The following is a 25,204-nucleotide window of genomic DNA, read 5'->3' as shown; positions in this document are numbered from 1 at the left end:
GTCTTGGAGAGGACTTGGAGGCCACTAGTGCTTACGCTGGCTGAACGATGCTGCGTATTCGAGTACTCGGAACGCTCGAGGCGGAGGACGAATCGGGGACGGTGGACCTCGGCGGCCCCCGCCAGCGCGCCGTGCTCGCGCTACTGCTCGTCGCGCACGGCGAGGTGGTGCCGGTGGATCGGCTCATCGACGACCTCTGGCACGGCGCTCCCCCACCGCGAGCGGTCGGCGCACTTCAGGCATACATTTCGAATCTGCGGCGCGCGCTGGAGCCGCACCGCGCGCCCCGGGCGGACTCCACCGTCCTGGTGAGCCGGGCCCCGGGTTACGCGCTCATCCTGCCCCCGTCCGGTGTGGATGCGTGGGAATTCGAGACCCTGATCCGGTCGGCCGCCGATACCGGGCGCGCAGATCTCGAACACGCGCTGAGCCTGTGGCGGGGGCCGGCGTTCGCCGAGGTGGCCGGTGAGCACTGGGCTCTCGCCGAGATCGCCCGGCTCGAGGAACTGCGGGTGGTCGCGCGCGAACGTCTGGTGGCGGCGGCCGTCGCGAGCGGGGATGCGGCCGGCGCCGTGCTCGACGCGCAGGCCCTCACCCGGGACCACCCGCTCCGGGAAGAGGGGTGGCGATTGCTCGCCCTGGCCTTGCACCGCAGTGGGAGACAGGCCGACGCCCTGGCCGCGTTGCGCGAGGCCCGCGGCCGGCTGGCGAACGAACTCGGCCTCGACCCCGGTGCCGCCCTGACCGAACTCGAACGACAGATCCTCACCGGCACGGTCCCGTCTCCACCCGCACCCGCCCCCGCAGCCGGGCGGGTCGACACGACGCCGGAAACCTGGTTCCTCGGCCGCACCGAGGAATTGGCGAGCCTGACCGACCTGATGACCGACGCCGGCACCCCCGTCGTCCTCCTCGGGGGCGACGCCGGATCGGGGAAGTCGTCCCTGCTGCGCCGGTTCCGTCGAACACTGCACGCCGCGGGGTGGCAGGTGGCGGTGGGTCGCTGCCCCGAAGTGGACGGCGCCCCACCCGCCTGGGCGTGGGTGGAGATCCTGCGCGCGCTGCGCGAGACGGTCGACCCCGGCGCCGAGACCGACGCGCTGGCACCCCTGCTCTCCGACGACCGTTCGCGCGCGGCGCGGCCGGACGATCCGAGCGGACGGTTCCTGCTGCACCGCGCCGTCGCCGACTACATCGGCACCGTCCGCGATCACGGCCCTCTCGCCGTCGTCCTCGACGACGTCCACCGCGCCGACGAGGACACCCTGTCGATCCTCGTGCGGCTCGCGCAGCAGCGGCACCCGATCCTGCTGCTCCTCGCATTCCGCCCGGACGAGGTGGACCCGAACCTGGAGAGCTGCTTCGCCGATCTCGCATCGCTACAACCGACCCGCATCCGCCTCGGCGGACTCGGCCCCGACGATTCGGCTGAGCTGATCCGGCATGTGGCGGGACGCGACCCCGATCCCGGCACCCTCCGCGCGCTCGCCGACCGGACCGGTGGAAACCCGTTCTACCTGCAGGAGAGCGCCCGACTCCTGGCCAGTGAGGGCGAGCTGGTGGCCACGTCGGAGGTGCCCGAGGGGGTCCGGGACGTCCTGCGCAGGCGGATCGCCCGTCTCCCCGAACTCGCCGTGTCCGTCCTGCGGCTGGCCGCGGTCGTGGGCCGCGAATCCGACATCGACGTCCTCACCCGCGCCGCCGAGGTCGACGAGGACACCGTGTTCGACGCCCTCGAGTCGGGCGTGATCGCCGGTCTTCTCGGCGAGCCGCGCGCCGGGACGGTCCGGTTCACGCACGCCCTCGTCCGCGACACGCTCTACTCCGACCTCACCCGGCTGCGCAGGAGCCGCTGGCATGCCCGGGTCGGGACGGCACTCGAGGAGTTGCGGCCGCACGATGTCGCGGCACTCGCCCACCATTTCACCGAGGCGCTGTCGGCCGCCACCGCACGGCAGGCCCTCGACCACAATGTCGCGGCCGCGGCGCAGGCCGCCGACCGCTACGCCCACGACGCGGAGATCGGCTTCCTCGACAACGCCCTTCGAGCGGCCGACCGGTTGCCGCCGGACGCGGCGGCGTCCGTGGACGAGCGCGTCGAAATCCTCACCGAGCTCAGTCGCACGCAACTCGCCGCCGGCATCGGACTGGCGGGATCCCGCTCACGGAACCGGGCGCTCGCCCTCGCCCGGGACGCGGGCCGCACCGACCTTGCGATCCGGGCGCTCGCGTTCGTCGACACCCCGACGCCGTGGATCAATCGGCGATACGGCGAAGTGGACGCGGCCGTCGTCGATCAGATCGAGGCGTTGCTGCGGGACGAGGTACTGGAACCTGCGGTGCGGTGCCGGCTGCTGGTCACCCTCGTCCACGAGATCGGGGCGGAGGATCACGAGCGCACCGGTTCCGCGGTCCGGGAGGCCGAGGCTCTCGCCCGTGACCTGGACGATCCGGTGCTGCTCGGGCTGGTGCTCTGCGCCGTCCATGCAGGCACCGGTTCCCCGACCAGCACGCTCGGCCACCACGTCATCGGCGACGAGCTGCTCCAGATCGGTGACCGGACACAGCTCCCCGTGTTCACCATGCTCGGCCACCACCTGCTGGCCGAGATCGCGTCCGGCAACGGTGACATCCCGGCGATCGAACATCACATGGGCATCCAGTCGGAGCTGGCGGACCGGTATCAGTTCCAGCAGGCGCAGGCCACCCGGGAGATGAGCCGCGCGATGGTCGCACACCTCACCGGCGATCTGGCCACGGCGGAACGACACTACGTGCGCGGCCACGAGCTGATGACCAGGGCGGGCCTCGACGCGGACAGCGTCTTCGCGCTCGCGCTGTTCACGCTCCGGCTCACCGAGGGACGCGCCGGAGAACTCGAGGCGGTGATCGAGACCGTCGACAGTGCGGCGATGGACGTGATCGCCGATCTGCACGCCCTCGCACTCCTCGGCAACGGCAAACCGGACCGGGCGCGGGAGGTCCGGCGTCACCTCCGCCCTGTCCGCCGCGACTTCTTCCATTCCCTGATGATGTCGCTGCGGGGCATCGTCGTCGCGGGTCTGGGTGAGCGGGACGAGGCGCCTTCGGTGCACGCGGAGCTGAGCCCGTACAGCGGCCAGATCGGCGGCGGCGACACGGCGGCGTTCGCGGTCGGCCCCGTCGACACCATTCTCGGCGACCTCGAGATGCTCCTCCGCCGCCCCGACGACGCCCGCAGGCACTACGCGGCGGCACTCGAACTGGCCGAACGCTGCGGTTGCCCGGCGTGGGTGGAGGCCGCGCGCACCCGGGTGACGACCCGCCCAAGCGAGTTCCAAGTGGGCCACTAGCCGCCGGGCGCAGAGTCGGAGGCGACAGAACCAACCGGCTTTCCTGGAGGCTCCCCATGAGTTCCCTGCTCGCGCGCCTCGGCTCGGCTGCCGCCACCCGTCCCTGGCGGGTGATCGCCACGTGGCTGACGCTGCTCGTCCTGGTGCTCGCCGCCGCGTCCGCGTTCGGCGGAACCAACCACGACGACTACAACGTGCCCGGTCTGCCGTCGCAGCAGGGGACGAATCTGCTGACCGAGCGATTCCCGGAGATGTCGGGAGCGGACGCGCGGGTGGTCGTGCACTCGGACAGCGGCCCGCTCGCCCCCGCGGTCCTCACCGATCTCGGCACCAGGCTGGCGGAGGTGGACGGCGTGAGTTCCGTGTCGCCGCCCCGCCTGTCCCAGGATTCCGACACCGCGGTGATCAGCCTCAACTACCGCATCCCGGTCACCGACTTCCACGGCAGCGAAGGGGTCGACGCCCTCGACGCCGCGGTCGCCGACACCCAGGCGCAGGGACTGCAGGTGGAATTGGGCGGGCAGGTCCCGGAGAACATCTCCACACCGTCGGGCACCGCCGAGGCGGTCGGCATGGTCCTGGCGTTGATCATCCTGGTGTTCGCGTTCGGATCCGTGGTGGCCGCCGGACTGCCCCTGGCCGTCGCGCTCGTCGGCGTCGGCATCGGGTCGGGCCTCATCACGATCATGGCCGGGTTCACCAGCATCAGCACCATCGCCCCGACCATCGCCACGATGGTCGGCATCGGCGTCGGCATCGACTACGCGTTGCTGCTCGTCACCCGGTACACCGAGGGCCTGCGATCCGGGATGTCGGTCCGGGACGCCGTCGCCGCGGCCAACTCCACGGCCGGGACGTCGGTGATCTTCGCCGGAACCACCGTCCTCGTCTCCCTGTTCGGACTGCGGCTGTCCGGGCTGCCGATGTACGCGTCGTTCGGCTACGCCACGTTCGCGATGGTCGGCATCGTCATGCTCACCTCGGTCACGCTGGTGCCCGCACTGTGCGGACTGGCGGGCACGCGGGTGCTCGGCAAGCGGTCCCGTGCCCGGGCCGAACGTCGCACGACGTCGCCGCTGACGGAACGGTGGGCGATCAGGGTGAGCCGTCGCCCGTGGCTGTGGGCCCTGACGGCGCTCGGGGTGCTGCTGCTCCTGGCCGCTCCGGTTCTGGGCATGCGGACGTGGCCGCAGGACGCGGGCAGCGCGCCGGCCGCCAACACGATCCGTCAGGCGTACGACCTGATCGACACCGAGTTCGGACCCGGCGCCAACGGACCCCTGATGGTGGCGGTCGACCTGAACACGGTTCCGGCAGCCGAACTTCCGGCGATCGCGCGTGAACTCGCAGCCGAACCCGGGGTGGCGTCGGTGACGCCCGTCCTGACGAACGCCGACGCGACGGCCGCGCTGATCTCCGTGCAGCCGACCACCGGTCCCAGCGACCCCCGCAGCACCGAACTGCTGGAGCGGATCCGCTCCGACGCCGCCGACGGCGTCCACGTCACCGGACTCACCGCGACGTTCGCCGACATCTCCGCCCGCCTCGCCGAACGGCTGTGGCTCGTGATCGCGTTCGTCGTCACGCTGTCCGTCGTGCTGCTCACGTTCGTGCTCCGCGCGCCGGTGGTCGCGGTGAAGGCGGCCGTGATGAACCTGCTGTCGGTGGCCGCCGCCTACGGCGTGATGGTGATGGTGTTCCAATGGGGTTGGGGCGCGGAGCTACTCGGCCTTCCGCATGCGCTTCCCGTGTCGAGCTGGGTACCGATCCTGATGTTCACCATCCTGTTCGGACTGTCGATGGACTACGAGGTGTTCCTGCTCTCCCGGATACGGGAGCGCTGGCTCGACACGGGCGACTCGCACCGGAGCGTCGTCGAGGGACTGGCATCCACGGGCCGGGTGATCACGAGCGCGGCGGCGATCATGGTGGCGGTGTTCGCCGGGTTCGCACTCGACGGCGACGTGACCGTGAAGATGATGGGCGTCGGCCTCGCGACGGCGGTCCTCATCGACGCGACGATCGTGCGGATGGTGCTGGTGCCCGCGACGATGTATCTGCTGGGCAACGCCAACTGGTGGCGGCCCGGCGGACGCCGGGATGCGGCACCGGACGAGGATGCTACCTCCGCAGGCGTTCCACTTCCGCTTCGAGCGCGATGACCCGCCGGTACAGGGCCTGAATGCTTGCCATGCACACCCCGTTCGCATCGACCATCGCGATCCGGCGGTCGTTGGAACCGAGACCGAATGCGGTGGCGAAATCCTGCGCCATCGGGCCCAGGTGCCGCACCGACTCGTGATCGAAACCGTAGGTCCAGACGCTGAGCGGCAGGTCGACGAGGCGTTCGAGCACCTCACCGGCACTGGCAGGCGGAGTCTGGACGGCAACACCGCGTTTGCGGGTCAGAACCGAGTGAAACCACGCCAGCGGGTGGCGGGTACGGGCCGCTGTTCGCGCCCGCACCCGCCCCCGACGGGTGTCGACCCACATGGAGTCAGTCGGGGAGTTCGCCGACATCGTGCTTGATCGTCGCGTCACTGAGAAGGAGTCCGACCCCGAGGGCCATGACGCCGATTCCGAGTCCGATTGCGGCTCCGCCGAGTCCGAGCATGATTCCGAGCATGTTGTCTCCTGTTCGTCGCTGGTGTGCGGGATTCGTGCCCCCGCTTTCTGAACACCTACGACTCTCGCGGCTCCGGCCGTCCGAGATAAGACACCCCAGGGGTGGTGCGACCACACCCCCGGACGCGGCGCCGGGCGGCAGAATGGCGGCCATGACGGAATTACCGGAATGGGCCCGAACCCTCGACCTCGCCCCGCACCCCGAAGGCGGCTGGTACCGCGAGACGTGGCGCAGCGACGTCACGATCCCGAAGAGGAGCCTGCCCGGCGACTACCCGGGACCGAGGGCGGCCGGTACCGCGATCCTGTTCCTGCTGATGCCCGGCCAGCAGTCGGAGTGGCACAGCGTGCGCAGCGCCGAGATCTGGCTGTACCACCGGGGCAGCCCCCTGCGGCTCGAACTCGGCGGGGACGGAAGCGAACCCGCGAATCCGGACGCGCAGATCCTCGGCGCAGACGTCGCGGCGGGCCAGCAACCACAGCTGCTGGTCCCGCCGCGACACTGGCAGCGAGCGAAGCCCGAGGGCGACGAACCGACTCTCGTCAGTTGCGTCGTCACCCCGGGCTTCGACTTCGCGGACTTCCGGCTCTAGGCCCTACGCGCCCAGCGTGTCCGGGTCGGGGCCGATGCGTCCGTCGGCCCGGGTCAGCGACCCGACCGTGTTGATCTCGTCGGGGGTCAGCTCGAAGTCGAAGACGTCGAAGTTGGCGGCGATGCGCTCCGGCGTCACCGACTTGGGGATCACCACGTTCCCGATCTGCAGGTGCCAGCGAATGATCACCTGTGCGGTCGTCTTACCGTGCGCTGCAGCGATCTTCGCGATGGACTCGTCCTCGAGGACGGTGCCCTGACCGAGCGGGCTCCACGCCTCGGTCGCGATGCCCTTGCCGGTGTGGAAGGCGCGCAGGTCGGCCTGGTTGAACCGCGGGTGCAGCTCGACCTGGTTGATTGCGGGCACCTCGCCCGTCTCGGCGATCAGTCGGTCGAGGGTCTCCGGGGTGAAGTTGGAGACACCGATCGACCGCGCACGCCCGTCGGCCTTGATCTTCTGGAAGGCCTTGAACGTGTCCACGTAGCGGTCCGCGGACGGCTCGGGCCAGTGGATGAGGTAGAGGTCGACGTAGTCGAGCCCGAGGCGGTTCAGGCTGGCGTCGAATGCGCGGAGCGTGGAGTCGTACCCCTGGTCCTCGTTCCACAGCTTGGTGGTGACGAACAGCTCGTCGCGGGCAATTCCGGAGTCCGCGAGCGCGCGGCCCACTCCGGTTTCGTTCTCGTAGATCTTGGCGGTGTCGATGCTGCGGTAGCCGGCCTTCAGCGCCTCGATGACCGCGGCATGGCTCTCGTCGTCCGGCACCTGCCACACGCCGAAGCCGAGGGCAGGAATGCTGTTCCCGTCGTTGAGCGTGACCGTAGGTACAGGACTCTGTGCATTGTTGAAACCCATGAGACTGTCCAACCGGGGACCCGGACCAGATGTTCCCCGCTGTCTCAGAATGTGGACTTTCGCGTGTCGTTTCGGTACGACCGGGTAATCCGACGGCATCGGCGTTCAGGTGGTGACGCGCCCGGTGGAAGGGGCGGACATGGGCCTCGGATACACATTGGCCTATCGGTTCAAGATCACGCCCTGGGTGAAAGCGGGCCGCGTCTTCGGAAGTCAGATCGACACGTTGCTCGATCCCTTCGACGCACCACCGGGAGAGGTCCTCGACATCGGATGCGGCACCGGTGACCATGCCATCGAGATGGCCCGGCGGGGGTGGCAGGTGACGGGGATCGACACCGTCCAACTGGCCCTCGACAAGGCGCGGTCCAAGGCCCGGAAGGCGGGCGTCGACGTGCGTTTCATGCACGCGGACGCCACCGACCTCGAGCACGCCGTCGGTCGCGGGTACCACTTGATCCTGGATGTGGGGTGCTATCACGGGCTCAGCGACCACGACCGGGTCGCGTACGCCGAGAACGTCACGACCGTGAGCGAACCGCACGCCACCCTGCTGATGTTCGCGTTCGGGCCGGGGCACCGCGGCCCCCTGCCGCGCGGGGTCTCCCGCTCCGACGTGGAGCGGACGTTCGAGAAGTGGAAACTCGTGTCGGACGTCGACGCGGACACGACCGGTATGCCGGGACCGCTCAAGAAGGCCGACCCCCGCTGGTTCCGCCTCGTCAAGCGCTGAGTGGATAATCGCCTGGTGACTGCAACACTGCGCATCAGCGGACTGTCGGCTTCGCGCGGGGAGCGCACCCTCTTCTCCGGCCTCGACCTGACTGTCGCCCCGGGCGACGTGACCGGACTCGTGGGGGCGAACGGTGCCGGCAAGTCGACGCTGCTGACCGCGCTCGCGGGGGTCGGCTCGGCGGACGTCGAGGGCAGTATCGTGCTGAGCCCGCCCGACGCGGCCGTCGGCTACCTCGCCCAGGAACCCGACCGGATCGCCGGCGAGACGGTGCTCGACTTCCTCGGCCGCAGGACCGGCGTCACCGAGGCCGAGCACACCATGAACGCGGCCGCGGAAACGCTCGGCGAGTCGGACGAGGATCTCTACTCCCCCGCGCTCGAACGCTGGCTGGCGCTGGGCGGCGCCGACCTCGCCGAGCGCGCGGAGAAGGTCGTGAGCGAACTCGGGCTGGGAGTGCCGCTCGACGCGCACATGACGTCGCTGTCCGGTGGGCAGGCCGCGCGCGCCGGATTGGCGTCGCTGCTGCTGTCCCGGTACGACGTGCTGCTGCTCGACGAGCCGACCAACGACCTCGACCTCGTGGGGCTCGAGCAGCTCGAGCGTTTCGTCGCCGAGAGCCGGGGCGCGATGGTGGTGGTGAGTCACGATCGAGAATTCCTGGCGCGCACCGTGACCGGAATCGTGGAACTCGACCTGGTACAGCAGCAGATCGCGGTCTACGACGGCAGCTACGACTCGTATCTCGCCGAGCGGGAGATCGCGCGCAGGCATGTGCGGGAGGCGTACGAGGAGTACGCCGGGACCCGTTCGGACCTCGAGGACCGCGCGCAGATGCAGCGGAACTGGATGGAGCACGGCGTCCGGAACGCGCGTCGTAAGGCGAAGGACAACGACAAGATCGGCAAGGGTCTGCGCACCGAGTCCACCGAGAAGCAGGCCGCGAAGGCCCGGCAGACTCAACGCCGGATCGAGCGGCTCGAGGTGGTGGAGGAGCCGCGCAAGGAGTGGGAACTGCGGATGGAGATCGCCACCGCCCCGCGCAGCGGATCGGTCGTGGCGACGGCGAACGGCGCCACCGTCGCATGGGGCGGGGACCGCGAATTCACGTTCGGTCCGGTCACCACTCAGGTGGACTGGGGTGACCGGATCCTCATCACCGGCGCCAACGGTTCCGGCAAGACGACCCTGCTGAACGTGCTGCTCGGCAAGATCGCCCTGGATGCGGGCACCGCCGCACTCGGTTCGGGTGTGGCGATCGGCGAGATCGATCAGGCCCGCGGCCTGTTCGAGGGCGGCGAGAAGGTGGCCGACGCGTTCGCGGCGCAGGTCCCGGACTGGCCGGACGCCGACGTGCGGACACTGCTCGCGAAGTTCGGGCTCAAGGGACACCACGTGCTGCGGCCGGCGGCGTCGCTGTCACCCGGCGAACGCACCCGCGCCGCCCTGGCCCTGCTGCAGGCGCGGGGCGTCAACCTGCTGGTGCTCGACGAGCCCACCAACCACCTGGACCTCCCCGCGATCGAACAGCTCGAGCAGGCCATGGAGAACTTCGACGGCACGCTGCTGCTCGTCACCCACGACCGGCGGATGCTGGATTCGACGCGCAGCACGCGCCGGTGGCGGATGGACGGCGGCCGGCTGTCCGAGGAGTAGTCAGTCGCCTTCGGCCATCGGCGGCAACGCCTTGACGAACGGCGGGTCGTAGTCGACCTTGCCCAGCTTCGCCGCGCCGCCGGGGGAACCGAGGTCGTCGAAGAAGTCGGCGTTCGCCTTGGTGTACTCCACCCACTGGTCCGGGACGTCGTCCTCGTAGAAGATCGCCTCGACGGGGCAGACCGGCTCACAGGCGCCGCAGTCGACGCATTCGTCGGGGTGGATGTAGAGCATCCGACCGCCCTCGTAAATGCAGTCGACAGGACATTCTTCGATGCATGCCTTGTCCAGAACGTCGACACAAGGCTCTGCGATGGTATAGGTCACGTCAGTAATCCTGTCCTTTCCTGCCGTCCCGCGCGAATCGCCTCCACTCTGCCACTCAATTTCCCGAGGTCAACCTGTCGGCGTGCGGCCCGGCGGCGAGGAGGTCGACGGCGGTCTGCGACACCCACTCCGTTGTATCCCATTGACAAACTGTTGGGTTTTCACAACACTTTGTTGCATGAGCCCAGTGCGGCGGGGGGACGCCCTCCCCATCTACAACCGCATCGGCGTCCTTCGCGCCGAACGCGGGATGAGCCGGGCTCAGCTGGCGGGACTCATCGACGTCAATCCCCAGACCGTCGGCGCGCTCGAACGGGGCGACCACTACCCCAGCCTCGACCTGGCGTTCCGTATCTCGTGGGTGTTCGAACTGCCCGTGGAGGCCATCTTCTCCCGCACCGAGTTCGGACCCCTGTCCACCGAGCTGTACCGCACCGACCGACCGCCGTCCACGACAGGAAACGGGGAGAGTTCCGATGCCTGAGACCAATCTGATCGAGCGGTACCAGGGGTTCCGGACGCGCAGATTCCTCCAGAACGAACGCCGGTACCGGACGTGGCTACCGGCGTGGCGGACGCGCAGCCGCAGACGATTCCTGGTGATCGCCCTCGCGGTGACGTTCGTGTTCATGACCGCCGTCGGCATCGTGTGCCATTTCGACATGGTCGTCGGGCCGCTGCTGTGGTTGCCCGCGTGCCTGCTGTTCTTCCCGCTGTGGACGATGCTCCAGATCGTGTCCGGGCGGCAGGGCGACGCTCCGCGCGACGCCCTCGACGAGTGGGAGATCCAGCAGCGCAACAGTGCCCGGTCGATCGGACTCACGGTCACCCAGCTACTGACGCTCATTCCCGCGCTCTACCTGATCTTCGTCGGCGCGCTGGACGGCGATCACGGCAACGTGCCGTACGCCGCGGGACTGCTCGTCGTCACCGCGCTGATGGTCGGGGGGTGCACGCCCGCCATGATCCTCGGCTGGACGCAACCCGATCCCGACCCCGACGACCTCGCTTCGTAGGAACACCCGCACTCGAGAACGGGAAGGACCCATGTCTCACACCCTCACGATCGACGGCATCTCCAAACGGTACGGCGAGGTCGTCGCGCTCGACGACCTGTCCTTCGAGGTCCGCCCCGGTGAGATCTTCGGTTTCGTCGGCAGCAACGGTGCCGGCAAGACCACCACCATGCGCATCGCGCTGGGCGTCCTGTCCGCCGATTCCGGCGAGGTCCGGCTCGGCGGCAAGCCGGTGGACCTGGATGTGCGGCGCACCATCGGGTACATGCCGGAGGAACGCGGGCTGTACCCGAAGATGAAGGTGGGCAAGCAACTCGAATACCTCGCCGAGCTGCACGGCATTTCCCGCTCGGCGGCGCGGGAGGCGGTCGGCCGCTGGACCGAACGCCTCGGCATCGCGGACCGTGTCGGCGACACCGTCGACGCACTCTCGCTCGGCAACCAGCAACGCGTCCAGCTGGCCGCCGCGCTCGTCCACGATCCGGCGGTGCTGGTTCTCGACGAACCCTTCTCCGGGCTCGACCCCGTCGCGGTGGACGTCATGAGCGACGTGCTGGTGGAGAAGGCGAACACCGGAGTGCCGGTGATCTTCTCGAGCCATCAGCTCGAACTCGTCCAGCGCCTGTGCCACCGCGTCGGCATCATCAGCCACGGCCGGATGCGTGCCGTCGGCACCGTCGACGAACTCCGCGGCGGCGGCAACGCCCAACTCGAAGTCCACGCTCCGGAGGCGCCGGTCGGCTGGGCCCATCATCTCGAGGGCGTCACCACGATCAGTCACCTCGACGGCCGGACCCTGCTGTCGCTCGACGCCCACGTGGACGACCAGCTGATCCTGCACACCGCCCTGAAGACCGGACCGGTGCACGAATTCTCGCTGCACCGGCCCACCCTGACCGATCTGTTCCGAGAGGTGGTCACGGCATGAGTGCCCCACTGAGCCCCGCCCGCGCGATCGGCCTCGTGGCCCGCCGCGAATTCCTGACACAGGTGGCGAAGAAGAGCTTCGTCATCAGCAACGTGATCATCCTGCTGGCCATCGTGGGCGGCATCGTCGCGTACTCGCTGTTCTCGGGCGGCGACGACGAACGCGCCACCATCGGACTCGTCGGCGACCAGTCGCTCGCGCCTGCTCTCGTCGCCACCGGTGACGCGGTCGGGACGCCGGTCGACGTCGTCCCGACCACGGACGAACAGGCCGCACGGGACGAGGTGGAGAACGGTGACCTCGACGTCGCCCTGATTCCCGGCATCGACGGATCCGTCACGGCCGTCACCGAATCCGAGATCGGTTCCGGGCTTCGCACCGTGATCGACGCGGCCGTGGTGCAGCAGGCTCAGGCCGGCGCGCTCGCCGCGCAGGGCGTGGATCCCGCGCAACTCGCCGAAGCGACCGGCCGGGCGGTGGTCACCGTCGACGCACTCGATCCGCCCGACCCGGAGAAGGGCCAGCGCGTGGCCCTCTCCATCGCCGTGGTCGTCCTGCTGTACATGCAGATCATGATGTTCGGCATGTACGTGGCGATGGGTGTGGTGGAGGAGAAGTCGAGCCGCGTCGTGGAACTGCTCCTGTCGACCCTCCGCCCGCTGCAACTGCTCTGGGGCAAGGTGATCGGCATCGGCGCGGTGGGTCTCGTCCAGTTGACCGCCTACGGTGTGGCCGGTGTCGCGGCCGGACTCGCGACGGGGGTGCTCACCGTGACGGGGACGGCGATCGGAGTGTTGGCCGGAACGCTCGGCTGGTTCGTGCTCGGATTCGCATTCTTCGCCGTCCTCTACGCCGCGGCCGGGTCGATGGTGTCGCGGCAGGAGGACGTCAACGCCACCGCGTCGCCGCTGATGGTGCTGATCGTCATCATGTTCTTCAGCGCCTTCTCCTCGGTGAGCAACCCGGACGGCACCCTCAGCAACGTCCTCAGCTGGATTCCGCCGTTCTCGGCGATCCTGATGCCGCTGCGCATCGCCGCCGGGGTGGCGTCCCCGGTCCAGGTGGTCGTCACGGTGGCCCTGATGCTCGCGGTGACCGCCGCACTCAGCGTGCTGGCCGCGAAGATCTACCAGCGCTCGATCCTGCGGATCGGCAAGGTCGTGTCGTGGAAGGAGGCGCTCGGGAGGTAGAGAATTCCCAGCGCACGGCCAAGTTCCCTGTGTAGTCTTCGAATCGTCGATCGATGCTGCTCAGCTGCCGTCGTGGAACGGGGAACACCCATGGTCGTCCGTCGCAGGAAGCCGATCGTCGCCATCGCCGTCGCCGTGGTCGCCTCCATGACGTTGATGCTGACGGCCTGCACGTCCGACGAGCCGGCCACTGCGCGCGGTGGCAACGCCGGCCCCGACGGCACCCCGGTCGCCTACGAGGAGCCGGTGAAGCTGTCGAGCGAGAACGGGGTGCTCGAGGTTCGGCTGTCGGCCCACCAGGGCACGGTCGACCTCGACACCGTCTCGGAACCGGTGTCGGGCTTCCTGGTCTTCGGATACGAGGTTCTGCAGGGCACGAGTTCGGACGGCTCGACGACGGGCGACGACGTCTACCCGGCACCGACGTTGCGCGTCGATCCGGGTGAGCGCCTGATCATCCACTACGACAACGATCTCCGGAACCTGACGATCGAGGACTTCTACGACCCCGCGTTCACGACGGCGGGCGGGGAGGTCCCGATTTACCCCCCGGCCCTCGACTCGGCGCCGCTGAACCTGCACACCCACGGTCTGCACGTGAGCCCGGACGGCAACGCCGACAACGTGCTGCTCGACATCCCCGCCGGGATGGGCAACGTCTACGACTATGCGGTGCCGAAGGACATGCCGAACGGGCTGTACTGGTACCACAGCCACCGTCACACGATGACGGCGCAACAGACGTACGCGGGGCTCGCGGGACTGCTGGAGATCGGCAGGCCCGACGGCAACCTTCCGCTGGTGACGCAGAACGACGTTCCCATCCGAGACATGGCGCTGCAGTACAACTTCGTCTTCGACCGTAAAGGCAAGGGCCACCAGCTGAACGACCCGAACTGGCCACAGTTCGTGAGCACACTGAAGCCGCCGGAGGGGACCCAGCTCGCCGACGGAACGTACCAGCCGAGTCTGGCGCCCGTGAATTTCTCGGAGACCACGGAGGGCTCCCAGTACGTCACCAACTGGTATTCCGGGCCGCTGTCGCCGGCGAATCATCGCGGGCAGAACCAGTTCGTGCCGGGCAATCTCCAGAGCTTCAGCAGTGATTCGACGAAGATTCCCGCCGACCCGTCGCTGCCGGACAACGAACGCGACGTGCAGTACACCGTCAACGGGCAGTTCCAGCCGGAGCTGAAACTGAAGCCGGGCCAGACGGAGATCTGGTCGCTGGCGAACATCAGCGATTTCGCCTACATGCCGCTCAGACTCACCGAGACCGCGACGGGCAACCACCCGACGTTCTCCGTCGTCGGCCAGGACGGAAACCCCTTCACCCAGGTGCAGTTGCCCGTCGGTGGTGACGGCACCCGGCTCGTCATCCCGCCGGGGTCGCGGTACGCGATCGCCGTGACGATGCCGGACACCGGCGATCTGGTGCTCGACATGCCACCGCTGGAAGGGGCGAAACCCGTCACCAATCCCGGCGTGCTCTACACCGACAACGGCACCGACAATCCGCCGGCCGAGCTGGGCACGGTGACGGTCGACCCGTCGGTGATCAGTTACGCCGACGGCTTCTTCACCTTCCCCACCCAGACCCTCCTCCACGTCACACCCGACAGCGGTGAAGGGCGGACCACGCCGTTCGAGCCCGGCCAGAACCTCGACGCGTACACGTCTTTCGTGGACACGTCGGTGATGACACCCGACGTGAAGCGCACCCTCACGGTCTCGGGCGGATTCGGCAACGAGAAGGCCAGCAACAGCGACCCGAAGGCCTTCACCTACGAGTTCGACGACAACACGTTCCCGAACATCCCGCTGATCCAGCCGCGCCTCAATTCGGTCGAGGAATGGCTGATCACGAACCTCAACAACGACGAACATCCGATGCACATCCACGTCAACGACTTCCAGGTGATGGAGATCGTCGACCCGATCGCGGGCACCCGGACCGGGGTGCAACCGTGGGGTGAGGACAACGTGAACGTGCCGGCGCCCGTCACCGACGCGAACGAGAACCCGCTCGTGCCCGCATCGGTGACGCTGCGCACGAAATTCACGGAGTACACGGGCACTTTCGTGATCCACTGCCATCGCCTCAACCACGAGGACAACGGACTGATGGCCACCGTCAACGTGATTCCCGAGGTGTCGACGTACGCGGTGGCGGTGCCGGGTTCTGCGGGCACCCCCGCGACCGTGCAGGTCCACGACGGCAACGGCGACAAGGTGATCGCCGCGGTCACACCGTTCCCGTCGTTCGAGGGCACCCCGACGGTGGCGATGGCCGACGTCAACGGCGACATGATCCTCGACCTCGTCGCCGGGACCGGTGCGGGCGTGGCACCGGAGGTCGTCGCGTACGACGGCAACGATGTCGGCTCCGGCCCGTTCACCGCCGAGCTGACCCGGTTCGCCCCGTTCGACGACGGCTTCCGCGGAGGCGTGAACGTCGCGGGTGCGGACATCGACGGAAACGCGCTGGCCGACAACATCATCGCCGGCACGGGCCCCGGCACCGAATCGCAGGTGAAGGTGTTCTCGTCCACCCTGCCCACGGAGAAGGGCACAGCACCCGAGGTCTTCTCGAGTTTCACCCCCTACCCCGGGTCGCAGTCCGGGGTCACGGTCGCGACGGGCCTGGTCGACGCCGCCTCGGGCCGGGCAAGCATCGTCACCGCCCCGGGGCCGGGAGAAGCGCCTCGTGTGAAGACGTTCCGCTACGACCTGTTCGAGCCGACCGCCGCCGCGACTGCCGACGGCACCGCGGACGAGCACGCCGGCCACACCGACGGACCGAGGACGACGTCGGAGTTCCTGGCCTTCGACGAGAGCTACCTCGGCGGTGTCTCACTCTCGACGGGGTGGGTGGCCGGCGCCGAAGGCGGAGCGAAGAGCATCGTCACCGGCATGCTGGGCGGCGACGGCACTGTTCGCGTGTGGTCGAGTGGGTCACGCCTCGACGGTGAGCCGAGGATGTATCTCGAGAGCCCGAACCACCACTCCGCCGACGTCGTGTTCACTCAGATCGCGTCGTTCGCACCGTTCGCCGGCGGCCCTGCCGGCAGCGGGGTTCAGGTGGCCACCACCAGCACCACCACCGGCGCCGACCTGCTCGTCAGCGGTCCGGGGCCGGGCGGCACGGAGGTGCGCAAGTTCGGGCTCGGCCGCGCCGAACCCCGATCGACCACACTGGTGCCGCTGCCGTTGGGCACGCTCCCCGCGCTCCCCTCAGCGCAAGGGTCCGTGCCACTCGGTGGCAGATAGGTGCAGGGGGTCAGCCGGCCCGCTTCTCGGCGGCGTCGGCGATGTCGTCGAGATCGCGCCGGATCGCCTTGGTGGTGGCCTTCAGTGCGAAGGAACCGAACACTTTCATCATGAACCTCGACACTGCGCCGAGCCCACTTGCTTCCGCTGAGAAGTGGAAGGTCAGGGTGGTGCCGTCACCGGCAGGCTCCAGGGTGAACACCGTCGTGTAGTCCGCGCCGTGGGACGACGCCTTCACCACGGTGCGCTTCTCCGGGTCGATCTCCGTGACCCACATTTCCTCGGTCGACGATTTGCCGAACAGCACCCGGGTCTCGCGCCACCGCGTGCCGACTTCGTACTCCGTCGAGTCCAGCCTCTCGAGCTTCTCCACACCGCTCAGCACCGATTCTGCGTTGTCCAGGTCGGTGATGACCGCCCAGACCGCGCCGACGGGCGCATCGATCGTTCGGCTCACACGGATCTCCGAGGCTGACATGAGGCACCCTTTTCTTTCTTCTCAGGGCAGGGTCCAGAACTGGCGGGTCACCAGGTAGAAGACGATGACCCAGAACACCATAACCCCGGCGACGATCGCGATCCCTCGACGGTTCGTCGTCGCTTCCGGGACGTCCGGTGGCGGCCGCAGCCAGCGCCCGAGAACCCGGTTCACGTAGTACGGCATCGTCACGAAGCTCATGATGAAGCTGGACAGCAGGTTTCCGACGAGCAGACCGAGCCACAGCGGCATCTTCAGCGGCGACAACGCGAGGGTGAGAATCACGACGGTGGGATAGAGACCGACCCACACCGCGATCGACGTCTTGGTTTCGGACGGCGGCGGCGCCTCGTTGCCGTTCTCGTCGAACGCGAACCAGCTCCCGAAGGAGTTGTCGATGGTGCGCAATTCGAAGTCGTGGAACTTCTCCCCCTCGGCGAGGAGTTCCTGACGCTTCGCCGAGGTGAGCCACCTGTCGAGGTCGGCGGCGTTGTCGTAGCGGTACAGCGCGGTCCACTCGTCCTGGATTCCCTCGATGGGCCGGAAGAGTTCGCTGCCGCGGAAGCCGTCGAACTTGCTCTCTTCCAATCGCAGTCGATCCTGCCACGCGAGGAAATCGTCGACGTGCTCCGGACCGACACGGTGCGTCACGACGACCGTCACGAGCGGATCCGACTCGCGTGTGCCCCCGCTGATGACCTGCTGGGTAGCGGGGCCGTCGAAGTACTGCTGTCCCTCGTCCAGCCGCTGCTGCCGGGTGGCGCTGTTGATCCAGGCCTGCACGTGGGCGACGGAATCGAAGCGGTAGACCACGACCCAGTCGGGTTGCACGGCGGTGGGCGCGGAGATCTCGGCGCCCAGGAACCCGGGGTAGTGGGACGCGGCGGTGTTCATGTCCTGCTGCCAGGCCTCGAACGCCTCCTCGGATCCGGCGCGCACCTTCTGGCCGATGATGACCGTCGCGGCGTTGCCGGTGGATTTCTCGGTGGGCTTCTCGGTGTCCATCACCCTCTCCTCACGGCTCAGGTCGTCGGAACCGATCGGTTCTCGCCGATTCGGTGGTAGATCCGCTCGGGGGTGAGCGGCAACTCGCGAAAACGCACACCGGTCGCGTTTTCCAGGGCGTTGGCCAGCGCGGGCGCCACCGGGTTGATGCAGCACTCCGCCATTCCCTTCGCCCGCATCGGCCCGACGGAGTCATTCGACTCGACCAGCAGCACTTCGGTGCGGGGAATGTCGGCGTAGGTGGGGATGCGGTAGTTGCGCAGGCTGGGGTTGATCATCACGCCGTTGTCGTCGACGTGGAAGTTCTCGGTCAGCGCGAAGCCGATTCCCTGGGCGACGCCGCCCTCGATCTGGCCGCGCACCTGCACCGGGTTGATGACGACCCCGACGTCCGCGGCCTGAACGCTGTAGAGGATTCGGATCTCGCCCGTGACCCGGTGGACGGCGATGCGGAAACCGTGGGTGTTGGAGACGACGCTGCGCGGCGACCCGTACGCCTTGCGCGCCTCGGTGAACCGGATGCCCCGGCGACGGGCCGCGGCGACGAGGTCGGTCAACGGCACTCGGGTGCCCCCGCAGAGCACCCCGTCGTCGTCCATCGAGCACTCGGTCACATCGACTCCGGTGTGCACGGCGGCGAACGCCAGGATGCGGTCGCGCAGGGCGACGGAGGCGTTCGACACGGCGTTGCCCGCGACGAAGAGGCCGGCGCTGGCGAAGGCTCCCGTGTCGAAACCCGTACGGTCGGTGTCGGACTGCACGAGACGGATCCGTGCGGGTGTGGTGCCGAGATGGGTGGCCGCGATCTGCACGTGCGCAGTCGACGTCCCCTCACCGAATTCGACGGTGCCGACGGCGAGTTCGTACACACAATCGTCGCCGAGCGTCGCCCACGCCTCGGAGATGTGTTCGGTCGGGGGCGCGGTCTCGTGCAGAGAACTCGCGGTGCCCTCGCCGACGAGCCAGTCGACGCCCAGCACCTGCCCGTTCGCGGTCCGCCGCAATGCGTCGTCGACGAGGTCGATGCACTGCCCGAGTCCGTCCTCCCCGAACCCGACGTCGTCGGGGACGTCGTCGATCGCCACGAGTGAGTCACCGGGGCGGACGATGTTGCGGCGCCGCAACTCGAGCGGGTCGATATCGAGGGCGACCGCCAGCTCGTGCATCGCGGACTCCACCGCGAAAGCGGGCTGGGTCATCCCGTAGCCCCGCAGCGCTCCGCTGGGCACGCTGTTCGTGTAGACGGCATACGCATCGAACTTCTTGTTGAGACACCGGTACGCCGAGATGGCGGCACCGGCCGCGAACAACGTCTCACCCCCGTGATTCCCGTACGCCCCCGTGTTCGACACGTTGCGCACCTGGAACGCGGTGAGCGTGCCGTCCGACCGGGCGCCGAGCGTGATGGTCAGCTTCATCGGATGCCGCGGCGACGCCGTCGTGAATTCTTCCTCCCGGGTGAACTCGAAGCAGACCGGCCTGCCCGTGTCGAGGGTCGCGAGCGCGACGAGATCCTCCGAGAACACCTCCTGCTTGCCGCCGAAAGCGCCACCGACACGCTTGCAGAACACGCGCAGCTGGTCGGGGCGCAGGTCGAACAGGTGAGCCAACTTGACCTTGGCGATCGACGGCGACTGCGAACTCGTGCGCACGTGCAGGCGGCCGTCCTCCATCCAGGCGATCGACCCGTGCGTCTCGAGATGAGCGTGCTGCACGCGCGGGGTGAAGTAGGTGCCCTCGTGGATCACGTCGGCCTCGGCGAACCCCGCCTCGATGTCGCCCACCTCCCCGTGGAGCTCGAGCAGGATGTTGTGCACGGGATCGCGGACGAACGGGTCGTCCGAACCGTGCAACTGCGGTGCGCCGTCGGCCATCGCCTCCTCCGGGTCGAACACCGCAGGCAACACGTCGTATTCGACGACCACCTCGCGGCAGCCCTCCTCCGCGGCGCCGACCGTGTCGGCCAGCACCGCTACCACCCGCTGACCGGCGAAGCGGACCGTGTCGTCGAGGATGTACGTGTCGTCGGGGTCGACGAGATGATCGGTGTGGATGGCGGTCGTGAACCGCTTCCGAGGCACGTCCTCCCACGTGTACACACGGTGCACCCCGGGGACGGCGAGCGCCGCCGTCGTGTCGATCGACACGATGCGGGCGTGCGCATGCGGAGAATGCAGCACCTTGAGGTGCAGCATGCCCTCGATCTCGGTGTCCATGGTGAACTCGGCTCGACCGGTCACCACATCGGTGGCCGCGGGTGCCCCGACGCTGGCCCCGACCGCGCGGCCCGGCTCGGCGACCTCCACCGCGGCGACACCGTTCACGGCATCCTCGATGGCCCGATAGCCGGTGCAGCGGCAGAGATTGCCCTTCAGCGCGCGTGGCAGGTCTTCCTTCTGGGCGTCGGTGAACGTCGCCGACGTCATGATCATGCCCGCGGTGCAGAATCCGCACTGGAACCCGGGGGCGTCACGGAACTGCCGCTGCAGCGGATGCAGGTCGTCCGGCGAACCGAGGCCCTCGATGGTGGTCACCTCCCGCCCCTCCGCGCGGAACGCGGGCGTGATGCAACTGTGCACGGGATCGCCGTCGAGCCACACCGTGCAGGCTCCGCAATCGCCTGCATCGCAACCTTTCTTCACGCCGTGATGACCGAGCGACCGCACGAACGTGCGCAGACACTGCCCTGGATTCGGTTCCTCGTCGAACGCCCTGCCGTTCACGATGTACGTCATTGCCGGTCTCCTGCGGTGAACTCGGTCCGGATCTCCTCGGCGAAATGCCTCGTCAGGTGGCGACGGTGGTCGGGGGTGCCGTTGGGATCGTCGAACCACACGTCGTCGGGTATCGCGTCGATGGTCTGCTGGAGCGAGTCGGCGTCGGGTACGGCGTCGAAGGCCAGCCGGATCGGACGGGTGGTGCCCGCCGTGATCGTGAGCAGCAGGTCGTCGCCGCCGGGCTCCTGGGTGCCGATCATGAACACCGTCGAACGGCCGAGGCGTGTGAGGGTGAAGCGGCGATGCGTGTGACGCTTACGGAGGGCACCGACCGGAATGTCGATGCGGCGCAGGATCTCACCCGGTGTGAGCACGTTCTCGCGGTTGCCCGTCACGAAGTCGGCGGCGTCGACGGTGCGCTCGGACCCGTCGGCGGCCCACAGCGTGTACGTCGCCTCGAGCGCGACCGTCAGCGTGATCATCGGACCCGCGGGAAGCGACATACAGATGTTGCCGCCCACCGTCGCCGAGTTCCAGACCTTGAACGACGCCAGGAAGGCCTCGCAACTCGTTCCGAACAGCGAGGCGGCTCTCCAGTCGTCCGGCGGCGCAAGCGCATACAGCTCACGGACCGTGCACGTCGCGCCGATCTCGAGGCCCGCGTCGCTCGGCACCAGGGTGTCCCAGCCGAGCGTCGTGAGATCGACGAGACGGCACAGGTCGGGCTGCGGCTCGGAGAACAGCCACGTTCCCCCGGCCAGCCACGCGTCGCCTTCCCGCCACGCCGCACCCGGACGGTCGGCTGGACGCCGAACGACATCGGTGATGGTGTTGAGGTCCATATGACTGCTCCACTCGGGAAAAGTGTCGTCGTTCTCGTACCCGGCCTGCGTCAACTCACCTGACTTTAGACACCGTGGCGGCGGTCTCGGTGTTAATTGCCGGGTTCCACCCGGGCGCTGTGTGCCGTGTTCCGGCCGCGTGGGCGACCGTCACCCGCCGTAGCAGACATCTGCAGCCCCGGCCCGACCGCTACTCTCAGGGCCATGCCCGCCAAGATCTCCGCCCACGACGTGCTCGAGTTGGTACTGGACGCAGGCAGCTTCGTCTCCTGGGACACCACACCCGTCGATGCGCGGCCGAACGAGAAGTACCGCGCCGACCTGCAGAAGGCCGCCGAGAAGTCGGGCGTCGACGAATCGGTGATCACCGGCGTCGGCACGGTTCGCGGGCGCCCGGTCGCGGTGATCGCCTGCGAGTTCGCGTTCCTGGCCGGTTCTATCGGTGTGGCCGCCGCCGAGCGGATCGTCTCCGCCATCGAACGCGCCACCCGTGAGGGTCTGCCCCTGCTCGCCTCGCCCACGTCGGGGGGCACGCGCATGCAGGAGGGCACCGTCGCCTTCGTGCAGATGGTGAAGATCGCGGCGGCCGTCGCCACCCACAAGGCCGCCCATCTCCCCTACCTGGTGTATCTGCGGAACCCGACCACCGGCGGAGTGTTCGCGTCCTGGGGTTCCCTCGGGCACATCACGGTGGCCGAACCCGGTGCGCTCGTGGGGTTCCTCGGACCCCGCGTCTACGAGGCCCTGTACGGCGAGAAGTTCCCCGAGGGCGTGCAGACGTCCGAGAACCTGTACCGCAACGGCGTCATCGACGGCGTCGTCCCCGCCACCCGCTTGCGCCGGCTCGTCCATCGGGCGTTGCGGGTGCTGATCGATCCGCCGACGCCGACCGCCACCGTCACCGAACCGGCGCCGGAGGCCGACATCCCCGACGTGCCCGCGTGGCAGTCGGTGATGCTGTCGCGGCGCGCCGACAGGCCCGGCATCCGGCACCTGCTACGGCACGCGGCCACCGAGCAGGTGCCCCTCAGCGGTACCGGTCAGGGCGAAACCGAGGGGACGGTGCTGCTGTCGCTGGCTCGTTTCCGGGGCGCACCGTGTGTGTTGCTGGGCCAGGACCGCGCCGGGCAGTCGGCGCTGAACACGATGGGGCCCGCCGCTCTCCGCGAGGCACGCCGCGGCATGCGGTTGGCGGAGGAACTGCAGATCCCTCTGGTCCTGGTGATCGACACCCTCGGTGCAGCACTGTCTCAGGAGGCGGAGGAACGCGGCCTGGCCCCCGAGATCGCCCGCTGCATCTCCGACCTCGTGACGTTGAAGACGCCGACCGTGTCCGTTCTGCTCGGTCAGGGCACGGGCGGCGGGGCGCTCGCCTTCCTCCCCGCCGACCGGGTGCTCGCCGCGCAGAACGGGTGGCTGGCCCCGCTTCCTCCCGAAGGCGCCAGCGCGATCGTCCACCGCGACACCTCGCACGCCCCCGAGATGGCGGCCGCCCAGGGCATCCGTTCGCTCGACCTGCTGCGCGACGGCGTCATCGACGCCATCATCCCCGAGCATCCGGACGCCGCCGACGAGGCCGTCGACTTCTCCAAGCGGGTCGGCGAGGCCATCTCCCGGGAACTCCGTGCCCTGACCGGGGCTCCCGAAAGCGAACGCTTCGCGGCCCGGCTCGCCCGCTACCGGAACCTCGGCCTACCTAAGACAGTTTGATCGTCGGGTTGTACATGTCCATCCACAGCGCGAGGTCGAGCGTGCGCTCGAGTCCGCGCCGCGACACCTGACTGATCTGTGGGGTGTCGACGGACACCGCCCGGGACAGCCAGTCCGCACTGACCAGGCCGAACACCGGGTGCGAGGGGTCGCTGAGCAGGTCCTTGCCGTGCTGCTGCAACGCCACCGCATACTTCGGGTCCTGGGTGGACGGGTACGGCGACTTCACCCGGTCGATCACCGACTGCGGCAGCACGTCCCTGGTCGCCGCCCGCAGCAACGATTTCTCCTTGCCGTCGAACGTCTTCAGCGACCACGGCGTGTTGTAGACGTACTCCACCAACCGGTGATCGCAGAACGGCACCCGGACCTCGAGTCCGACGGCCATGCTCGCGCGGTCCTTGCGGTCGAGCAGGACCCGGACGAACCGCGTCAGATGGAGGTAGCAGATCTTGCGCATCCGCCACTCGAAGTCGGATTCGCCGTCCAGCCGGTCGATCCCGGACACCGCTGCGTCGTACGAGTCCTGCACGTAGTCGTCCATGTTCAGCCCCGCCGTGACCTCCGGGGTGAAGATGTTGCTCTCGTCGCCGAAGTGCTCGGCGAACTGCACGAGCCACGGGAAGGTGTTTGCCTGCTGCGCCTTCGGGTCGAAGAACTGTTTGTATCCGCCGAACACCTCGTCGGCCGACTCACCGGACAGCGCCACCGTGGAGTGCTGACGGATCGCCTTGAACAGCAGATACAGCGACGCGTCCATGTCGCCGAGGCCCATGGGGATGTCACGTGCCCGGATGACCTTCGCGCGCACGGCGGGGTCCGCCAGTGCGTCGGAGTCGAGGACGATGTCCTGGTGCGCGGTCCGGGATCGCCGGGCCACGTCGTGCACGTACGGAGTGTCCGGGGTGCCCCGCAGTTCGTCGGCTACGAAATGTTCGGTCTGACCGACGAAGTCGACGGCGAACGTGCGAACAGTCTCACCTACCTCGGCGAGCTGCTCGGCGGCGATGCCGGTCATCGCGGACGAGTCGAGACCACCGGACAGCAGGGTGCAGCGCGGCACGTCGGCGACCAGTTGCCTCCGCACGATGTCGTCGAGGAGTTCGCGGACGTGCGCGACGGAGGTGTCCCGGTCGTCGGTGTGCGGGCGGGTCTGCAGGGTCCAGTACCGGTGCGTTCGCAGTCCGGTGCGCGAGACGGTGACCACCGTGCCCGGTTCCACCTCACGCATGCCGTCCCACACGGCGTGTCCCGGTGTCTTCACGAACGCGAACAGCTCCCGGATCCCGTCCATTGTGACGGTCGACTCGGCGATCGGATTGGCAAGGATCGCCTTGGGTTCCGAACCGAACAGGACGCCGTCTCGGGTCTCGTAGTAGTAGAACGGCTTGATGCCCATCCGGTCGCGGATCATCACGAGTGTGTCGGTCCGCGAATCCCAGATGGCGAACGCATACATGCCGTTGAGCCGCTCCGCGACGGCCTCTCCCCACTCCAGGTATCCGTGGAGCACCACCTCGGTGTCGGAGTCGGTGGCGAACCGGTGACCGCGCCGGTACAACTCCTCGTGCAGTTCACCGAAGTTGTACACCTCACCGGAGTAGACCATCGCAACGGTCCCACCGGGGGTGTCCACGCTCATCGGCTGATGCCCACCCGGCAGATCGATGATCGCGAGCCTTCGATGCCCGAGCGCGGCGCGTTCGACGACCCAGGTACCGCGATCGTCCGGTCCCCGGCAGTTCATCGTCTCGGCCATGGCATCCACGGTGGACTGTTCGACGCGTAGATCGCGTTCGAACGAGATCCATCCGGCGATTCCGCACATGTGTTCCTCCGGCTGTCGCTGGCGCTCTTCCTTCAGCGCGTGGTCAGTTGCGAGGTGGCGAACCGAGTCGGAACCGTAGCAATCACATTGACTGTTCTTTAC

The 25,204-nt window shown here is 68.4% G+C and carries 20 protein-coding genes; 11 read left to right on the top strand and 9 right to left on the bottom strand.

What is annotated here, in order from left to right; all coding sequences use genetic code 11:
- The first annotated feature begins 47 nt into the window (after window positions 1-47).
- Together RHA1_RS24595 and RHA1_RS24590 are read left to right on the top strand one after the other, a co-directional pair.
- Window positions 48-3,332 (top strand): ATP-binding protein, encoded by a 3,285-nt coding sequence (locus tag RHA1_RS24595; RefSeq protein WP_011597287.1) that lies wholly within the window; start codon window positions 48-50, stop codon window positions 3,330-3,332.
- Between the two features lie 56 nt (window positions 3,333-3,388).
- Window positions 3,389-5,494, top strand: a complete 2,106-nt coding sequence (locus tag RHA1_RS24590; protein ID WP_011597286.1) for an MMPL family transporter — start codon at window positions 3,389-3,391, stop codon at window positions 5,492-5,494.
- Here the strand turns inward: RHA1_RS24590 and RHA1_RS24585 are convergent.
- Window positions 5,454-5,825: a hypothetical protein gene (locus tag RHA1_RS24585; protein ID WP_009478067.1), complete on the bottom strand. Its 372-nt coding sequence runs from the start codon at window positions 5,823-5,825 to the stop codon at window positions 5,454-5,456. The two genes, RHA1_RS24590 and RHA1_RS24585, sit on opposite strands and share 41 nt — an antisense overlap.
- Before the next feature lie 4 nt (window positions 5,826-5,829).
- Window positions 5,830-5,958 (bottom strand): hypothetical protein, encoded by a 129-nt coding sequence (locus tag RHA1_RS52945; RefSeq protein ID WP_009478066.1) that lies wholly within the window; start codon window positions 5,956-5,958, stop codon window positions 5,830-5,832.
- Between the two features lie 151 nt (window positions 5,959-6,109).
- Between RHA1_RS52945 and RHA1_RS24575 the strand changes: the two genes are divergently transcribed.
- Complete coding sequence (locus tag RHA1_RS24575; protein WP_029538390.1) at window positions 6,110-6,550, top strand: cupin domain-containing protein; 441 nt, start codon at window positions 6,110-6,112, stop codon at window positions 6,548-6,550.
- 3 nt (window positions 6,551-6,553) lie between these two features.
- Here the strand turns inward: RHA1_RS24575 and RHA1_RS24570 are convergent, their stop codons facing one another.
- The gene (locus RHA1_RS24570) at window positions 6,554-7,402 is read right to left on the bottom strand and encodes an aldo/keto reductase (protein WP_050787371.1); all 849 of its coding nucleotides are present in this window, start codon (window positions 7,400-7,402) and stop codon (window positions 6,554-6,556) included.
- A gap of 139 nt (window positions 7,403-7,541) precedes the next feature.
- On the opposite strand from RHA1_RS24570, the gene RHA1_RS24565 reads away from it, so the two are divergent.
- Both RHA1_RS24565 and RHA1_RS24560 read left to right on the top strand, forming a co-directional pair.
- On the top strand, window positions 7,542-8,135 hold the full coding sequence (locus RHA1_RS24565) for a class I SAM-dependent methyltransferase (RefSeq protein WP_009478063.1): 594 nt from the start codon (window positions 7,542-7,544) through the stop codon (window positions 8,133-8,135).
- Window positions 8,136-8,150: 15 nt separating this feature from the next.
- Window positions 8,151-9,791, top strand: coding sequence for an ABC-F family ATP-binding cassette domain-containing protein (locus RHA1_RS24560; protein ID WP_041811963.1), 1,641 nt, complete (start codon window positions 8,151-8,153; stop codon window positions 9,789-9,791).
- Here the strand turns inward: RHA1_RS24560 and fdxA are convergent, their stop codons facing one another.
- Window positions 9,792-10,118 carry a ferredoxin gene (gene fdxA / locus RHA1_RS24555; RefSeq protein ID WP_005244047.1) on the bottom strand — a complete coding sequence of 109 codons (327 nt, stop codon included), beginning with the start codon at window positions 10,116-10,118 and terminating at the stop codon, window positions 9,792-9,794.
- Window positions 10,119-10,296: 178 nt separating this feature from the next.
- On the opposite strand from fdxA, the gene RHA1_RS24550 reads away from it, so the two are divergent.
- The 5 genes from RHA1_RS24550 to RHA1_RS24530 all read left to right on the top strand — a co-directional run bounded on the left by RHA1_RS24550 (window position 10,297) and on the right by RHA1_RS24530 (window position 16,522).
- Entirely contained in the window at window positions 10,297-10,602 is a 306-nt protein-coding gene (locus tag RHA1_RS24550) for a helix-turn-helix transcriptional regulator (RefSeq protein WP_037196307.1), read from the top strand.
- Window positions 10,595-11,134: a hypothetical protein gene (locus tag RHA1_RS24545; protein ID WP_011597280.1), complete on the top strand. Its 540-nt coding sequence runs from the start codon at window positions 10,595-10,597 to the stop codon at window positions 11,132-11,134. Before RHA1_RS24550 ends, RHA1_RS24545 begins: the two co-directional genes overlap by 8 nt.
- A gap of 31 nt (window positions 11,135-11,165) precedes the next feature.
- Window positions 11,166-12,062: an ABC transporter ATP-binding protein gene (locus RHA1_RS24540; RefSeq protein WP_009478059.1), complete on the top strand. Its 897-nt coding sequence runs from the start codon at window positions 11,166-11,168 to the stop codon at window positions 12,060-12,062.
- Complete coding sequence (locus RHA1_RS24535) at window positions 12,059-13,252, top strand: ABC transporter permease (RefSeq protein ID WP_011597279.1); 1,194 nt, start codon at window positions 12,059-12,061, stop codon at window positions 13,250-13,252. The genes RHA1_RS24540 and RHA1_RS24535 overlap by 4 nt, the downstream gene beginning before the upstream one ends.
- Window positions 13,253-13,342: 90 nt before the next feature.
- Window positions 13,343-16,522 (top strand): multicopper oxidase family protein, encoded by a 3,180-nt coding sequence (locus RHA1_RS24530; RefSeq protein WP_011597278.1) that lies wholly within the window; start codon window positions 13,343-13,345, stop codon window positions 16,520-16,522.
- Between the two features lie 10 nt (window positions 16,523-16,532).
- On the opposite strand, the gene RHA1_RS24525 is transcribed toward RHA1_RS24530, so the two are convergent.
- From RHA1_RS24525 to RHA1_RS24510, 4 genes are read right to left on the bottom strand one after another with little or no spacing between them, the layout of a single operon-like run.
- Window positions 16,533-17,000, bottom strand: coding sequence for an SRPBCC family protein (locus tag RHA1_RS24525; RefSeq protein WP_007298200.1), 468 nt, complete (start codon window positions 16,998-17,000; stop codon window positions 16,533-16,535).
- 21 nt (window positions 17,001-17,021) lie between these two features.
- Window positions 17,022-18,005 (bottom strand): antibiotic biosynthesis monooxygenase, encoded by a 984-nt coding sequence (locus tag RHA1_RS24520; protein WP_009478055.1) that lies wholly within the window; start codon window positions 18,003-18,005, stop codon window positions 17,022-17,024.
- 17 nt (window positions 18,006-18,022) lie between these two features.
- Complete coding sequence (locus RHA1_RS24515; protein WP_011597277.1) at window positions 18,023-20,740, bottom strand: molybdopterin-dependent oxidoreductase; 2,718 nt, start codon at window positions 20,738-20,740, stop codon at window positions 18,023-18,025.
- Window positions 20,737-21,564, bottom strand: a complete 828-nt coding sequence (locus tag RHA1_RS24510) for an FAD binding domain-containing protein (RefSeq protein WP_011597276.1) — start codon at window positions 21,562-21,564, stop codon at window positions 20,737-20,739. The genes RHA1_RS24515 and RHA1_RS24510 overlap by 4 nt, the downstream gene beginning before the upstream one ends.
- A 204-nt stretch (window positions 21,565-21,768) precedes the next feature.
- Here RHA1_RS24510 and RHA1_RS24505 point away from each other — a divergent pair, with 204 nt between their 5' ends.
- Window positions 21,769-23,274 (top strand): acetyl-coenzyme A carboxylase carboxyl transferase subunits beta/alpha, encoded by a 1,506-nt coding sequence (locus tag RHA1_RS24505; protein WP_041811959.1) that lies wholly within the window; start codon window positions 21,769-21,771, stop codon window positions 23,272-23,274.
- Here RHA1_RS24505 and asnB read toward each other — a convergent pair.
- Window positions 23,261-25,102 (bottom strand): asparagine synthase (glutamine-hydrolyzing), encoded by a 1,842-nt coding sequence (asnB, locus tag RHA1_RS24500; RefSeq protein WP_011597274.1) that lies wholly within the window; start codon window positions 25,100-25,102, stop codon window positions 23,261-23,263. The genes RHA1_RS24505 and asnB overlap by 14 nt on opposite strands.
- Window positions 25,103-25,204 lie beyond the last annotated feature (102 nt).

Source organism: Rhodococcus jostii RHA1, assembly GCF_000014565.1.
GTDB lineage: Bacteria > Actinomycetota > Actinomycetes > Mycobacteriales > Mycobacteriaceae > Rhodococcus_F > Rhodococcus_F jostii_A.
The sequence above is the reverse complement of the archived record's forward strand: the minus strand, read 5'-3'. Positions and strand labels throughout refer to the sequence as shown.

Bases quoted from the DNA above. Each gene is read 5' to 3' on its own strand.
- RHA1_RS24595 (WP_011597287.1), top strand. From the start codon at position 48: ATGCTGCGTATTCGAGTACTCGGAACGCTCGAGGCGGAGGACGAATCG.
- RHA1_RS24590 (WP_011597286.1), top strand. From the start codon at position 3,389: ATGAGTTCCCTGCTCGCGCGCCTCGGCTCGGCTGCCGCCACCCGTCCC.
- RHA1_RS24585 (WP_009478067.1), bottom strand. From the start codon at position 5,825: ATGTGGGTCGACACCCGTCGGGGGCGGGTGCGGGCGCGAACAGCGGCC.
- RHA1_RS52945 (WP_009478066.1), bottom strand. From the start codon at position 5,958: ATGCTCGGAATCATGCTCGGACTCGGCGGAGCCGCAATCGGACTCGGA.
- RHA1_RS24575 (WP_029538390.1), top strand. From the start codon at position 6,110: ATGACGGAATTACCGGAATGGGCCCGAACCCTCGACCTCGCCCCGCAC.
- RHA1_RS24570 (WP_050787371.1), bottom strand. From the start codon at position 7,402: ATGGGTTTCAACAATGCACAGAGTCCTGTACCTACGGTCACGCTCAAC.
- RHA1_RS24565 (WP_009478063.1), top strand. From the start codon at position 7,542: ATGGGCCTCGGATACACATTGGCCTATCGGTTCAAGATCACGCCCTGG.
- RHA1_RS24550 (WP_037196307.1), top strand. From the start codon at position 10,297: ATGAGCCCAGTGCGGCGGGGGGACGCCCTCCCCATCTACAACCGCATC.
- RHA1_RS24545 (WP_011597280.1), top strand. From the start codon at position 10,595: ATGCCTGAGACCAATCTGATCGAGCGGTACCAGGGGTTCCGGACGCGC.
- RHA1_RS24540 (WP_009478059.1), top strand. From the start codon at position 11,166: ATGTCTCACACCCTCACGATCGACGGCATCTCCAAACGGTACGGCGAG.
- RHA1_RS24535 (WP_011597279.1), top strand. From the start codon at position 12,059: ATGAGTGCCCCACTGAGCCCCGCCCGCGCGATCGGCCTCGTGGCCCGC.
- RHA1_RS24530 (WP_011597278.1), top strand. From the start codon at position 13,343: ATGGTCGTCCGTCGCAGGAAGCCGATCGTCGCCATCGCCGTCGCCGTG.
- RHA1_RS24525 (WP_007298200.1), bottom strand. From the start codon at position 17,000: ATGTCAGCCTCGGAGATCCGTGTGAGCCGAACGATCGATGCGCCCGTC.
- RHA1_RS24520 (WP_009478055.1), bottom strand. From the start codon at position 18,005: ATGGACACCGAGAAGCCCACCGAGAAATCCACCGGCAACGCCGCGACG.
- RHA1_RS24515 (WP_011597277.1), bottom strand. From the start codon at position 20,740: ATGACGTACATCGTGAACGGCAGGGCGTTCGACGAGGAACCGAATCCA.
- RHA1_RS24510 (WP_011597276.1), bottom strand. From the start codon at position 21,564: ATGGACCTCAACACCATCACCGATGTCGTTCGGCGTCCAGCCGACCGT.
- RHA1_RS24505 (WP_041811959.1), top strand. From the start codon at position 21,769: ATGCCCGCCAAGATCTCCGCCCACGACGTGCTCGAGTTGGTACTGGAC.
- asnB (WP_011597274.1), bottom strand. From the start codon at position 25,102: ATGTGCGGAATCGCCGGATGGATCTCGTTCGAACGCGATCTACGCGTC.